At 35.8% G+C, this 12,739-nt stretch carries 13 protein-coding genes; 7 read left to right on the top strand and 6 right to left on the bottom strand.

The window, feature by feature from the left end; all coding sequences use genetic code 11:
- Positions 1 to 75: 75 nt before the first annotated feature.
- The 3 genes from EKM63_RS10350 to EKM63_RS10340 form a co-directional block, all read right to left on the bottom strand.
- Positions 76 to 996, bottom strand: a complete 921-nt coding sequence (locus EKM63_RS10350; RefSeq protein WP_125706370.1) for an aldo/keto reductase — start codon at positions 994 to 996, stop codon at positions 76 to 78.
- A 73-nt stretch (positions 997 to 1,069) separates the two neighbouring features.
- The gene (locus EKM63_RS10345) at positions 1,070 to 1,759 is read right to left on the bottom strand and encodes a helix-turn-helix domain-containing protein (RefSeq protein ID WP_125706368.1); all 690 of its coding nucleotides are present in this window, start codon (positions 1,757 to 1,759) and stop codon (positions 1,070 to 1,072) included.
- A 121-nt stretch (positions 1,760 to 1,880) separates the two neighbouring features.
- Entirely contained in the window at positions 1,881 to 3,653 is a 1,773-nt protein-coding gene (locus tag EKM63_RS10340) for a glycerophosphoryl diester phosphodiesterase membrane domain-containing protein (protein ID WP_125706366.1), read from the bottom strand.
- A 251-nt stretch (positions 3,654 to 3,904) separates the two neighbouring features.
- Here EKM63_RS10340 and EKM63_RS10335 point away from each other — a divergent pair, with 251 nt between their 5' ends.
- A complete protein-coding gene (locus EKM63_RS10335; RefSeq protein WP_125706364.1) occupies positions 3,905 to 4,900 on the top strand; it encodes a glycoside hydrolase family 73 protein in 996 nt (331 codons plus the stop codon).
- 292 nt (positions 4,901 to 5,192) lie between these two features.
- On the opposite strand, the gene EKM63_RS10330 is transcribed toward EKM63_RS10335, so the two are convergent.
- Positions 5,193 to 5,735, bottom strand: a complete 543-nt coding sequence (locus tag EKM63_RS10330) for a TetR/AcrR family transcriptional regulator (protein WP_125706363.1) — start codon at positions 5,733 to 5,735, stop codon at positions 5,193 to 5,195.
- Positions 5,736 to 5,890: 155 nt separating this feature from the next.
- Between EKM63_RS10330 and EKM63_RS10325 the strand changes: the two genes are divergently transcribed.
- Both EKM63_RS10325 and EKM63_RS10320 read left to right on the top strand, forming a co-directional pair.
- A complete protein-coding gene (locus EKM63_RS10325) occupies positions 5,891 to 6,892 on the top strand; it encodes an NADP-dependent oxidoreductase (protein WP_125706362.1) in 1,002 nt (333 codons plus the stop codon).
- Between the two features lie 24 nt (positions 6,893 to 6,916).
- Positions 6,917 to 7,765, top strand: a complete 849-nt coding sequence (locus tag EKM63_RS10320; protein ID WP_125706361.1) for an alpha/beta fold hydrolase — start codon at positions 6,917 to 6,919, stop codon at positions 7,763 to 7,765.
- Positions 7,766 to 7,806: 41 nt separating this feature from the next.
- Here the strand turns inward: EKM63_RS10320 and EKM63_RS10315 are convergent, their stop codons facing one another.
- Positions 7,807 to 9,933 carry an LTA synthase family protein gene (locus tag EKM63_RS10315; RefSeq protein WP_125706404.1) on the bottom strand — a complete coding sequence of 709 codons (2,127 nt, stop codon included), beginning with the start codon at positions 9,931 to 9,933 and terminating at the stop codon, positions 7,807 to 7,809.
- 95 nt (positions 9,934 to 10,028) lie between these two features.
- Positions 10,029 to 10,769 carry a hypothetical protein gene (locus tag EKM63_RS10310; RefSeq protein ID WP_125706359.1) on the bottom strand — a complete coding sequence of 247 codons (741 nt, stop codon included), beginning with the start codon at positions 10,767 to 10,769 and terminating at the stop codon, positions 10,029 to 10,031.
- 212 nt (positions 10,770 to 10,981) lie between these two features.
- Here EKM63_RS10310 and EKM63_RS10305 point away from each other — a divergent pair, with 212 nt between their 5' ends.
- The 4 genes from EKM63_RS10305 (at position 10,982) to EKM63_RS10290 (ending at position 12,606) form a co-directional block, all read left to right on the top strand.
- Positions 10,982 to 11,260: a hypothetical protein gene (locus EKM63_RS10305; protein WP_125706358.1), complete on the top strand. Its 279-nt coding sequence runs from the start codon at positions 10,982 to 10,984 to the stop codon at positions 11,258 to 11,260.
- A gap of 17 nt (positions 11,261 to 11,277) precedes the next feature.
- Positions 11,278 to 11,643, top strand: a complete 366-nt coding sequence (locus EKM63_RS10300; RefSeq protein WP_125706356.1) for a hypothetical protein — start codon at positions 11,278 to 11,280, stop codon at positions 11,641 to 11,643.
- Between the two features lie 117 nt (positions 11,644 to 11,760).
- Entirely contained in the window at positions 11,761 to 12,393 is a 633-nt protein-coding gene (locus EKM63_RS10295; RefSeq protein ID WP_125706354.1) for a pentapeptide repeat-containing protein, read from the top strand.
- An 18-nt stretch (positions 12,394 to 12,411) separates the two neighbouring features.
- Positions 12,412 to 12,606 carry a hypothetical protein gene (locus EKM63_RS10290; protein WP_125706352.1) on the top strand — a complete coding sequence of 65 codons (195 nt, stop codon included), beginning with the start codon at positions 12,412 to 12,414 and terminating at the stop codon, positions 12,604 to 12,606.
- Positions 12,607 to 12,739: the final 133 nt, after the last annotated feature.

Here is a 12,739-nt window from a genome sequence, read left to right as displayed (position 1 = left end):
AGGCTCCAAATGTCTTGACTACGTTCCAGCCAAAAAAATCGATTTCATCCCGGAATCAGAATCAATCACAACCAATTAAGGCAGATCATTTCCTGCTGCCATATACAAGTCATACCATTCTTGGCGGGACAGCTCGACATCAGCACCTTTGGCACTATCAATAATATGCTTAGGGTTCATCGTCCCGATGATAACCTGCATGTTAGCTGGGTGACGAAGTATCCAAGCTGCTGCAATAGCATTCTTGGAAACATCATATTTATCAGCCAATTCCTGAAGTTTGTCGTTTAGCTCTGGGAATTTAGGGCTGTCAATGAATACTCCTTCAAAAAATCCATATTGGAAAGGTGACCAAGCTTGGATCGTAACGCCCATACGGCGACAGAATTCGATAATTTCACCATCGCGATTGATTGACCTGTCATCTGCCATATTGCTATGAATTCCGTGGTCGATCATGACTGTGTGCATCAAACTAAATTGGACTTGATTGAATAATAATTTTTGATTAATTGATTCTTGTAATAGTAAAAATTGTTGAGGGTTAAAATTGGAAACTCCGAAGTGTCGAACTTTACCATTCTGTTGAAGTTCATCAAATGTTTCTGCTACTTCTTCAGGTTCCATCAGTGGATCTGGTCGATGTAATAAGAATGAGTCTAAATAGTCTGTCCCCAGTCTTTGTAATGCGCCATCGACTGAATCTAAGATATGTTGTTTTGAAAAGTCATAGCGTTTGCCAGGTAAAATTGCACCTTTTGATTGTAAGAATAAATCTTCACGTTTAACGCTAGTTTGTTTCAAAGCTTGTCCGAAAACTTGCTCAGATTTTCCGTCGCCGTACATATCTGCACCGTCAATAAAGTTGATACCACAATCATATGCGGTATCAATCGATTTTGCTGCTTGTTCAGGGGTCAGTGCATCCATTCGCCAATTTCCAAAAGCTATTGCTGAGGCTTGCCAGCTTGTTTCGCCTAAATAAAGTTGTTTCATGGTGTGTCCTCCTCTAATAAAGCATGGTATGGCTTAATTATCTTGGAAAACGCTATCATATACAACCACTATTTTATTTAAATGGAAGCCCCCATGTGGAACTACTTGGTTGAATGCGATGGCCACCGGTAGGATTTTTCTCATAAGGATAATAGTCCTGATTCCAAATATCTGAGTATTCGGCAGGTAGCTGTTTTTTGGTGATCAATCTGGAAACAAATATGAATGATCCTTTATGTTTAACTATTGCAACGTGATCATCTTTTTCGACTGCACCCGTATATCTTGTCTTTAGCCATTCTCCAGATCCAAATGGATCATCAACTACGAAAATATCTTTAGGTTTGAGGCTTTTGCCGTTTGATAAGGGCATTACTGCATAGCCAGTCTGAGTTTTTAGAAAGGGATTGATTCTATCGATTGTTTCATTTTGTGTTTGGCGTCCCCAAGTTAAAACACCAAGGATCACAATGCAAAATGCCAAAACAGTTCCGATTCCGATCAATACACCTTTGTAGCGCTTCTTCTTTTTAACGTCATTACTAAGATTTTCCACCACGTTATTGTTTTCTCCCTTTAATAAAGTATCAGAGGATACGTTTAATATTTCACTTAGTGAAACCAGAACATCCAAGTTGGGATAGGTATCGCCATTTTCCCATTTGGAAACAGTTTGTCTTGCCACATGTAACTTCAGAGCTAAATCAGATTGACTGAGATTTTGTCGAGTACGCTCTTCTTTTAATATCTTTCCGAATTCCATTTTGTTCACCTCAACGTTAATTATTGCAGGTAATTCTGAATTTAACTAGCAATATACGAGTGCAAAAGTCACTATTTAAGGGCAAACAAAAAATGCCGAGAATAATCTCGACATTTAGGCGTTATAACGCTGGATTTTTCATAGTTACAATATAGTTTAAAATCCTAAGCGCATAGCTCTTGGTATTAATATTGGCATCGATCTCATCGTTGAGGTCACTCAGGTTGTCAGTAATGATTCCATCGACACCTAAGAAAATCATTTTATCCATATCGCCAGTTTCGTTGACGGTCCATGCATAGACATTTTTATTTTCAAAATGGGATTCATATACGAAAGTGTCATTCAGTGTGGTGTATTCCATCGTAAATCCATTAGCTTTGCTGACGGGAACACCGGATAGATTGAAAGATAAGATGTAATTTGCGGGTACCTTAGGTTCGTCAGATTTACTTTGTTGGATAAATTTATAATCAAGTGAATGTACCATATCGTGATTTTTGCGTAATTTATTGTCATACAGTTCCGAGAACTTTTTGACAAAATCATTTGATGTCGATGATGTCTTTTTGAATTCAATTAATAGTTTTTGATGTGATTTATTGGCAGCGTTTAAGTAATCATCAAAGCTGGCCAAATATGCAGTATAGCCATTTTCATGTACTTTAACTTTTTTTAGTTGTGCTAGAGTCATCTGACTAGGTTTTTTATTTATCCCAGCTAGTTTCTTTAGATTAGTATCATGTAGCACGATAAACTTATGATCCTTAGTTTCCTGAATATCCATTTCGATATAATCAGGTTTTTCTTTGGCGGTTTTCTTCATAGCTGGAATAGTATTTTGAACACCATTTCCGTCGTCTACTCCACGGTGAGAGATAGTTTCGGGTTTTTGCAGTAATAAGTTGTTAAAGTATAAAGCACTGTATGAAGCAAAACCACTGATCGAAATCGCTAAGATAGCAAACCATGGCCAGCGTCGGTGCCTTGCCTGTTTCATGTCACTACTAACGGTCAAATTGCTTGTTTCTGATAGAAGTAATAAGGCAATCAATGAAGTAAAGTAGAATTCTGATCCAGCGTTAATAATTTGTACGACTGTCATATTTACAATGGCAACAGTTTTGGGAAAGAAGTGAACTGCATCAAATATCCACTGTATTCCTAAAATTATTCCGAATAAAACTACTAAAACTGCCCCAATAATAACTGTCAAAATGACAATATAAAGTAAATAATGAAGAGTTTTGTGACGTGTTTTCGCCCAACTAAGCCTTATTGCAGCACGAGAACCTTTCTTATCAAAAATGATATTTGGCAAGACGAATATCCAGCGGATACCTACATATAGAATCACCAAATAGATGAGTGATAGTAGTATTCCCAATGGTAAATGTTCCTGGAAGATCCAATCTGTAATGAAAGTGGGGATTTTAACTTTATCAAGTAAGGGAGAGTTTAATCCAACTCCACCGATAGGAATAATTAATAGAAAGTAAAATAAAAAGAACCAGAAGGTTTTGTAAGGTAAGGGCCAAATTTGTTTCCATAAGTCCTTTAGATATACGCGCCATCCGAGATTCAAGTCCGAGCGAATTGCTCGAAAACTGATCAGAGTTACTGCAAATTGAGTAAATACTAAAATCATTATAAATAGTAGTAATAGCAACAACTCCAGCATTGCCGGTATTTTATGGGTAAATAAATAACCTAGATTAGTGTAAGAGACATAAGCAATATTGCTGGCGTTCAAGATTGTGTTTGATAAGAAATTTAATATTGGAATCAAAATCAAATCAATACTTAACTCAACTAAAATCAAAATTTGAGTATAAGACCACCATCGTTTCCAAAATATTCCATTCTGTTTGAATAAATTCTGTAATGCTAGCATAGAATCCCCTCGTGACAATATTTAGCCGTATATAAAAAATGCATAATTTGAGTTTAATGCTTATGGTAAATAAAGACAAAATAATTTCAAAAATATCCTGATTTTCTATCTGTTATGAAACTAACGATTTAATAATATTGAATGATTACAGAAATGTTTAATTCTGATTACAATTGGTCCAGTTGCATTGTATACAACAAGTGTTAATAGTAGTCTATTTCTAGTAGATAAATCCTCAGGGGGAAACATAAATGTATAAAAGGTTACTTCTTACTAGCACAGTAATTCTAAGCACACTTGCATCCGTTGCTGCACCTACCGTAGTTTCAGCAAGTACTGCCACTGATAATCAAGCACCAACAGCTCAAAGTGAAACCGTAAGTAATTCAAACAGTTCAAAAAAATCAACAGTTATTGCGGGATCAGATGTTAAATCAGCCGATACAACAGTTGCACATGCTTCTGTTACACAAGCTTCAGCAACAGCTCCTTCATTGAAGACAGTTGTTCAAGCTTCTGCCACATCAGCTACATCATCACAACAACAAGATTTCTTAGCAATGGCCGCACCAATGGCTCAAAAGGCTGCCAGCGAATATAACATTTATGCATCAGTTATGTTGGCACAAGCAATCCTTGAAAGTGCTTGGGGTCAATCAGACCTTGCTACACAAGGAAACAACTTGTTTGGTATCAAAGGTGACTACAATGGTGCCTACGTATCAATGCCAACAAGTGAATGGAGTGCTAGCCAAGGCTGGTACCAAATTTATGCTAACTTCAGAAAATACCCAAGTTTTTATGAATCATTCAAAGATAATGGTAACAAGTTACGTAACGGTTTAGATTGGAATTCTTCATTCTATAGCGGTACATGGAAAGAAAATACTAGTTCATATCAAGATGCTACAGCTTGGTTGCAAGGTAGATATGCTACAGCACCTAACTACGCATCATCATTGAACAACTTGATCCAAACATACAACTTAACACAGTATGATTCAGCTAAAACTGAAAATGCCACACAAGCACCTACAGAAAACACAAGAACAATCGTTGTTAATGATGCAAGTGGAGTAGTTCCACTAGTTTCATTCCAAAATGATGGCACAACAAAGAAAGGTACTCGTGGATTAGCTACAGGTACTGGTTGGGCAACAGATCAAACTAAAGAATACAATGGTCACACATTCTACCGTGTATCAACAAACGAATGGGTTCAAGATACATACGCAACATTAGGATAATAATTTAGTAAGTCTTATTCCGTGTAGGGATGAGGCTTTTTATTTAACAAAAGAAGAGATATGTTCATGTATTTGAACATATCTCTTTTAAGATAATTATGATCATTTCCGTATTTAAACAGTGAGCCCCATTAACGCAGCAGTTATCGGCTCACTTTAAAGAATAACAGCCACCGCATTAGCGGAATCACCTGCAGGCTGAAATGACAGTCTGCTTTTTTTATTACAAATCGTTGTAACAGCACTTTTTTAGTACAGCAATTGAATGGAACATGATAATCTAACGAATTATTTATATTCCGCCTTTGATCAAATCCCACAGCATATCGAAACGCTTTTCGTAATCTGGCTCATTCCAAGTATCTTTAAAGTTTGGAAGGGTGAAAATCGAAAATGATGCCAATATTATTTCAGCTTTATCAAAGTTATCTTCTTTGTAATTCATTATTTTGTTGATTTCTCTATAGGCACTTTTCAGAACCAATCTAAGTGCTGGTGGATTATTATCAATATATTCAGTATTTAATGCGAACATTTTAGGGTTCGTGTTGAATGCTGTTTTTTTTGCGTTCACAAACGCCCACAACCAGTCGTGTAATTGTTCGGATTGTGGAAGTTTGTCAGATATTTGAATGTTGTCGATGATTTCTCGGTCAAACCATGCAGAAGCGACCGCTTCCCATAAAGCTTGCTTATTTCTGAAATGTTTATAAAGTGCAGCATGAGAAAGCCCTAATTCTTGGGCAATTTGATCCAAAGTTACTTCAGAATCTCCTGTTTGCATAATTAATTTCTCGGCTGTGATCAGTATTTTATCTCTAGTTTTTTGTACCATTCTATTTTGTCTTTCTATATGTTGATTTAATTTATTCTATCACGAAATAATGATTTTGGTAACTTTATTTGACTTTTGTAACTAAACGATATACTATGATGAAGAAGTTACAAAACATCAAAATAGTTACCTAACAACTTTTGAGGGAGAAAAATATGCAAGCAGCTCAATTAATAAAATATGACAAGAATTTCAAATTGGAACTAAAGGATATTCCCGTGCCAGTTCCGAACGCTGACGAAGTGCTAGTAAAAGTTAAGGCTGCCGCTGTGAATCCCTTGGAAATGTTGATAGGTACTGGAAGCGTAAAACTTATTCAAAATTACGACATGCCAGTTACTCTGGGTAATGAACTTTCAGGAATTGTTACGGCTGTTGGTAAAAATGTTCATGATTTTGAAATCGGTGATGAAGTATATGCGCGACTTCCACTGAATAAAATTGGAGCATTCGCTGAATATACAGTTATCAATTCTAAGGCCGTTGCATTGAAACCTAAGAACTTAGATTTTGTAACAAGTGCAGCAGTTCCGCTGACTGGATTGACTGCATATCAAGGTCTCACTGAGGAGTTGCATGCTAAGGCAGGAGAATCGGTTATGATACCTGGTGGCTCGGGTTCTTTCGGTCAAATGGCAATTCCTTTGGCAAAACAAATGGGGATGAAAGTATTTGTTAGTGGAAATGCTGCCTCAAGAAAATCTGCCATTGATATGGGCGTTGATCAATACTTTGATTACCGTAAAGAAAATTATTGGGAAAAGCTCAAATCTGTAGATTATGTTATCGATACGATTGGTAAGAAAGAGTTTCAACATGAATTATCTATTATCAAGCCAGGTGGGAAAATACTTTCATTGATAATGGGTCCTAATAAATTATTTGCAACTGATCGTAATTTTTCGTTTTTCAAGACGTGTTTATTCTCGATTGCTGGTAAGAAAATCGACAAACAAGCTAAGGCTGTTGGAGCTGAATATCATTTTATTTTTGTCAGAAGTGACGGCGAACAACTTGAAGAAATTACCAAAATTGTTGAGCAACATGATATTGAACCTGCAATAGATCCAACAGAATTTAAATTAAATGATATTAACGAAGCACTTGAGTTAGTAAAGAATGGTCATCCAAAAGGAAAAGTAATAATACGATTTTAATCTGCATTATAATAGGAGAAAAATATGGATAACTCACATTACGTTTCTGTTCCAAACAAAAAGGTAACCGCAAATAATGGCATTACATACGCCTATCGCGAGGTTGGAGTTAGAAAAGGGACTCCCATCGTTGCTCTAAACCATTTGTCAGCTAACTTAGATAATTGGGATCCTACAATAATTGATGGACTAGCCAAAAATCATTGGGTAATTACATTTGATTATCAAGGTGTTGGAACTTCTTCTGGAAAGGTTTCTGACAGTATTCAGTTAATGGCTGATGATACGATTAATTTCATTCAAGCACTTAAACTAGAAAAAGTTGATATTTTAGCTTTCTCAATGGGTGGCATGATTGCTCAAGAAATGATGTTGAAGGATCCAGAATTACTAAATCGCGTGATTTTAGCTGGTACTGGTCCTCGTGGCGGAGAAGGTATCGAAAACGTTACTAAAATATCTGACGCATCACTTGCACGTGCTTTAGTAACTTTCAAGGATATAAAAACTTACCTATTTTTCACTAGAACGGAAAATGGTAAACGCAGTGCCCAGGACTTTGTTGCTCGATTGAACATCCGTAAAAAAGATAGAGATAAGACAATAAACTGGTTTGCATATCGTAAGCAGTTACGTGCTATCAATGCTTGGGGTAAAGAAAAACCTGCTGATTTATCTGACATAGATATTCCAACATTAGTTGTGAATGGCGATAATGACATCATGGTTCCAACGACCCCAAATACATATCAATTAAAGGACCGTATTAAAAATAGTCGTTTGATCATTTATACAGATGCTGGTCACGGCAGTATCGCACAATATCATGAATCCTTCGTAAAAAGTGCTAACGAGTTTTATGGTGAAAACTAAAAAGAACATTGAATGAGCTTATTAACTCATTCAATGTTCTTTTATTTTGCTTTTACGGCAGAATTAATATTATCGATTGGATTCCGGTTATCTCTTAATTCGGGAGCGTCAGTATTGTAAAAATTAGTAGTTGAAGTGTTACCGTTTTTCGAATACATGCTCGTTGACTTGTTACCCAAACTATCTCGAATTTTAATCATTTGTTCGATTTGATGTTGATAACTATATTTGGCTGGATCAACTGGTGTGAAGCCCAGTGGAGTATAGAATCTTAGCAAATTCATTTTCTGAACATTATCAGATATCTTAAATTTCTCCTTGACTTGCTTATCCCATTTGGCTACTTTATCTGCCAAATTAGGATTAGCTTTCAAATCTATCAACTCGCCAGTTTTATTAGCATAAACATCTTGCTGATTTTTTAGAACAGTATATTTTGGAGTCACAAAGTCCCCATTTCTAAACGGAACTAACTGACTGTGTTCCTTCGATAGCAGGTCAGTGCCGACTTGAATATACTTAGAACTGTTTATTCCTTCCAAATGAAGTAGTGTTGGTAATACGTCAATTTCACCACCATATTCGTGTCTGATACCACCGTTCAAACCTTTCATATGGATCATGAATGGCACTCGTTGCATTTGTGCGTTGTCGAAATCATTCCAATTATCTTGGTTGTACCCAAGAATTGGAGCCAAATTCCTGTTACGGTCGTTGGAAATGCCATAATGGTCACCATATAAAATAACCATCGAATTATCATATAAACCGCTAGTTTTGAGATATTCGAAGAATTCCTTTAGTGAGGCATCCAAGTAATGGGCGGTCAGAAAGTACCCGTTTACGTGTTTGTCAGGAGTTTCGGCAGTTTTGAATCCATCGTTATCGATGTCATCAAGCCCAAAATCCCAGTGATTGGTTAGTGTAATGAATTTGGTATAGAACGGTTGCTGCATTTGCTCGAGGTATTTGGAGCTCTCGGCAAATAGCAATTTATCCTTCAATCCCATACCGATCGAGTTTTCACCATTGCTGTTGAAATAACTCTTATCAAAGAAGTAGTTATATCCTAGATTTTTATAAACACTATCACGGTGATAAAAGCTGGAAACATTTCCGTGGAATACTGCACTTGAATATCCGTATGTCTGTTGCAAAATTGCCGGTGCACCTTCAAGCGTATTGCTTGATGCTTGGTTGTTAAAGAAAGTTCCTGATGCAGTTCCAAAAAGCCCAGTTTCTAACATAGTTTCAGCGTCACTAGTTTTTCCCTGGCCAACTTGGTGATAGAAATTGTCAAATGACAGGGTCTCATTACTGTTGTATAGGCCGTTCAGGAATGGAGTTACTTCTTGTCCATTAACACGGAGATTAATCAGTGCCTGTTGAAAGCTTTCTAAATGAATGATGATAATATTTTTCTTTTTGGCAATGCCATAATACTCTGGGTCTGGTTTTGCATAATGGTTTTGAACATACTTAAGTGCTGGATCTATATCAGTACCGATCGCAGTCGATTTTACTTGATCGGAATGGACTGTCTGAAGTCCATCGTAGATAGTAAATGCGGGAAGTCCGAGATATTTAACAAGATAAGTTTGGTCGAAAGTTCTACCTAGTAATTGTGGACGATTTGCTTCAGAAATCATTAAATTAAGTGAGAAAAACATTAGGCCAAACATGAAGCTGGCCATCGCATTAAGTTTTCGGAAAGGTCTAGTATCGATTCGAATGTACTTGGTCGCAAAGATCACTATTAATAGGATGAAATCTAACAGGTAGATAAAATCATGAGGAGAAATCATACTGACAGTATTGTTACCCAATCCTTTTGAAACGCTTGCCACACCGAGCATTGTACTAACAGGAATGAAGTTGGAAAATTCTCGATAATATAGTACGTTGGCATATATCAAAATTGAGATGACTACATATATTACTAACATCAGTGAATATGATATTTTGGGCCGATTGATGAATAGACACAAGCTGAAGACGGTAATCGCAAATCCAATCGGGTTGATGAACATCGTTAAATATTGAAATACGTCCGTTGCACCAAGGTTGAACTCTGTAAAGTATGTGATGATGGTCTTAAGCCACAATAGGAATACTAAAGAAGCCATGAAACCTAGTCTGGTATTCAATGTTCTCTTTAGTCTTTCCATCAAGATATTGCACCCCAATCCAAATTGAAAATGAAACGTTAGTAAGTATTATACTTTAATATCATTTTTTAGCCTAATTGGATTAGGTCACGCGACTATTTGTTCATTAATTTGTTCAAATCTTTCGTCAATGAAAGTATTTTTTTGGAATACCAATTGTCTTTTGTATCCTTGAGCAAAGTGGGATTGTTTGGCTTATACTTCGATTCACCTTCGTTTTGTACCCATAGGTTGTAAATTGGAATATTGACGATGAATGCATTTTTACCACCAACTCCGTTTTTGTAGAAAAATTCATCTGGCCCATCAAAGTTCTTCGGATCGATATTCAGAGGATTAAATCCGGCAATAATTTTTGAACCGATTTTGGGAATGGGGACTTCTGAAGAAGCGATGTAGTTGTAATCTTTTTGGCTGGGATTATCAATAAACCCACTATTTAAAAAGAAGACGATTGTCTTGTTATAAAAAGTTTTCTTTCCATAAAGAATTTTTTCAACGTGCATACTTATCTTAGTGAAAGCTGAATCGTGATTACCAGTCATTTTTTCTAGATCAACGATAGTACCGTTAGCTACGATATTGTTGTGTGTCTTCAATTCATCAAGGGATGTTGGAAGAAAAGCTATGTCTTCCATTTGATTTGGTCCGATAGTTTGAATCTTTGCACTATGTAGTTTCTTTTCCCAGAGCGCTTTTTTCTTATGTACTTCGTTCAAATCAACGCCTGAATTTGCTTCGTGGACAGATTCTGCCTCTGTCTGCCTATTTAGGTTGCCACAACCTGTTAGTGGAAAAATTGCTAGTAATAAAATCAATCCTAGTAGTTTTTTCATTTAGTCCTCCTAAAGTTTATCGAAGACTAGTATATAGGCTTTTGCGAAGACTTATCTATTGTCAGATACCCAATTTATAAGTTAATTTGATATAAAATTTCATAAACAAATTTACTATTTTATAGTTATCCTAAATATCAAAGAAATTGCATGATATCATAGTTATACAGAACCTCGAAAAGTGTCGTATATCTTTTTAGGAGGGTAAAATAATGAAAAAAATTAATGTATTGCGTGTATTCAGTGATGGAGTAGGTATTTACTTAATTATTTTGATTTTAGATTTCCTAATTGAGTTGTTGATAAAAGGTTATTCAGGAACAATTTCGACAATTTTTGGTGTGACAGTAAAAACAATATTTAATGCGGAACAGCAGCTGATCCAGGTGACTATGACTAGTCGGGTCATGATTTTTCTAGTGGTTTTCTTAGGAATATTGATTGCAGGTCGATATTTGTGGATCAAATCTTTTGATTCGAAAAAAATTTAGGTTTTAAGGGGAATGTTATGAATAGGCATCATTCAGCAATCCAAACAGTTGGTTATGCGATCTTGTTAGGTAACGTTATTTTAGATTTTATTTTAGGCCTTAATATATTTCCTCGTTTCATCGAGTTTTTGAGTATTCCCAACAATGGTGGAATCATGATAGTTGCAGTAATGTCCGCAATAATTTTAGGAATAGTACTTCTTTTGATATTAAAATTTATTTTAATCTATAATCTTCATAATAATTATTCGCAGGTGTCGCCGATATTATTGATGCTTATAGGAATATTCTTGGTAATGTCGTTCAATGTACTGTATCTGATTCCCGGTATTTGGGGTTCAATATATAATGATAGGAATAAAAATAACCGTATTACAAATTAGAAACAAACTTCTATCTCATGAAGTTTGTTTTTTTTGTTTGACACTAGTTCATATTTCTCAGAATGAGTTAAAATAGAATAAAGAGTGTGCAAACTTTCACGAAATGGGATGTTGTTTATGGTAGAGGAATTAATTGATAAAAATTTTGTTGCACAAGACTTATCAAACCGTGATTTTACGGAGACTAGATTTGAAGATGTCGATTTTTCAAATGCAAACTTGGATGGGATAAAATTCACGAATGCATTATTCGAGAACTGCAATTTCTCGAATGCATCTTTGAAAAACGCCTCGCTAGTGAGTGCCGATTTACGTGGCTGTAATTTAAAGAATGCTGACATTTCGGGTGCAGATTTATTTCATTCCATGCTTGAAAATGCTGATTTAACGGGAATAATTTCCGACGAAGAAACCAAGCATTTCCGAATGCATTGTCCAGAGAAGGGTGCCTTTTTAGGTTATAAAAAATGTTTCAACTTTAAAATAGTTAAATTATTGATTCCAGCTGATGCACGCAGGACATCCGCTACCGCAAATTCATTTCGTTGTGATAAAGCAAAAGTTATGACAATCGATGACATGTATACGCATGAACCATACGATGAAGCAATATCGTACGTGGACCCCAATTTTATTTATCGCCAGGGTCACTGGATCGAAGCAAATAATTTCAATCTCAATCGTTGGGTCGATTCAACTGGTGGGATCCATTATTGGATGACACGTGAAGAAGCTGAAGGATATATGTAAATCCTGAGGGGTGATAAAATGACAAATAATAAGCTCGATTTTTTAGGTGTTATTATGATTATCTTGCTGACTGGAGTACTTTGGCGCCCATTTAGAAATATGATGTACTCACATTTTTCTAGTAGTTACTTGGTAGTTCTGATTCTTTGGATTGTTATCATGGCAATCGTAGGAACGTTGTATTATAAATTTACGAAACGATTATTCCAATAAAAAAATCATCTTATGGGGATTTTTTATTTAAAATCTTTCAAAGCCTGATTATTGGGCTTGAATTTACAAGTCAACTGGAACACTTTTCTTTAAAAACCTCGAAAGTAGATTTCCAACCGAATATCTTTTTTGG

It is taken from the genome of Companilactobacillus mishanensis, from assembly GCF_003946505.1.
In the GTDB taxonomy this organism is placed as follows: Bacteria; Bacillota; Bacilli; order Lactobacillales; family Lactobacillaceae; genus Companilactobacillus; species Companilactobacillus mishanensis.
This window is presented reverse-complemented; position numbering and strand designations above follow the sequence as displayed.

What these genes read in the sequence shown, in the direction of transcription:
- EKM63_RS10320 (WP_125706361.1), top strand. Translation starts at nt 6,917, where the DNA reads ATGGATAACTCACATTACGTTTCTGTTCCAAACAAAAAGGTAACCGCA.
- EKM63_RS10330 (WP_125706363.1), bottom strand. Translation starts at nt 5,735, where the DNA reads ATGGTACAAAAAACTAGAGATAAAATACTGATCACAGCCGAGAAATTA.
- EKM63_RS10325 (WP_125706362.1), top strand. Translation starts at nt 5,891, where the DNA reads ATGCAAGCAGCTCAATTAATAAAATATGACAAGAATTTCAAATTGGAA.
- EKM63_RS10300 (WP_125706356.1), top strand. Translation starts at nt 11,278, where the DNA reads ATGAATAGGCATCATTCAGCAATCCAAACAGTTGGTTATGCGATCTTG.
- EKM63_RS10335 (WP_125706364.1), top strand. Translation starts at nt 3,905, where the DNA reads ATGTATAAAAGGTTACTTCTTACTAGCACAGTAATTCTAAGCACACTT.
- EKM63_RS10290 (WP_125706352.1), top strand. Translation starts at nt 12,412, where the DNA reads ATGACAAATAATAAGCTCGATTTTTTAGGTGTTATTATGATTATCTTG.
- EKM63_RS10305 (WP_125706358.1), top strand. Translation starts at nt 10,982, where the DNA reads ATGAAAAAAATTAATGTATTGCGTGTATTCAGTGATGGAGTAGGTATT.
- EKM63_RS10350 (WP_125706370.1), bottom strand. Translation starts at nt 996, where the DNA reads ATGAAACAACTTTATTTAGGCGAAACAAGCTGGCAAGCCTCAGCAATA.
- EKM63_RS10295 (WP_125706354.1), top strand. Translation starts at nt 11,761, where the DNA reads ATGGTAGAGGAATTAATTGATAAAAATTTTGTTGCACAAGACTTATCA.
- EKM63_RS10345 (WP_125706368.1), bottom strand. Translation starts at nt 1,759, where the DNA reads ATGGAATTCGGAAAGATATTAAAAGAAGAGCGTACTCGACAAAATCTC.
- EKM63_RS10310 (WP_125706359.1), bottom strand. Translation starts at nt 10,769, where the DNA reads ATGAAAAAACTACTAGGATTGATTTTATTACTAGCAATTTTTCCACTA.
- EKM63_RS10340 (WP_125706366.1), bottom strand. Translation starts at nt 3,653, where the DNA reads ATGCTAGCATTACAGAATTTATTCAAACAGAATGGAATATTTTGGAAA.
- EKM63_RS10315 (WP_125706404.1), bottom strand. Translation starts at nt 9,933, where the DNA reads ATGGAAAGACTAAAGAGAACATTGAATACCAGACTAGGTTTCATGGCT.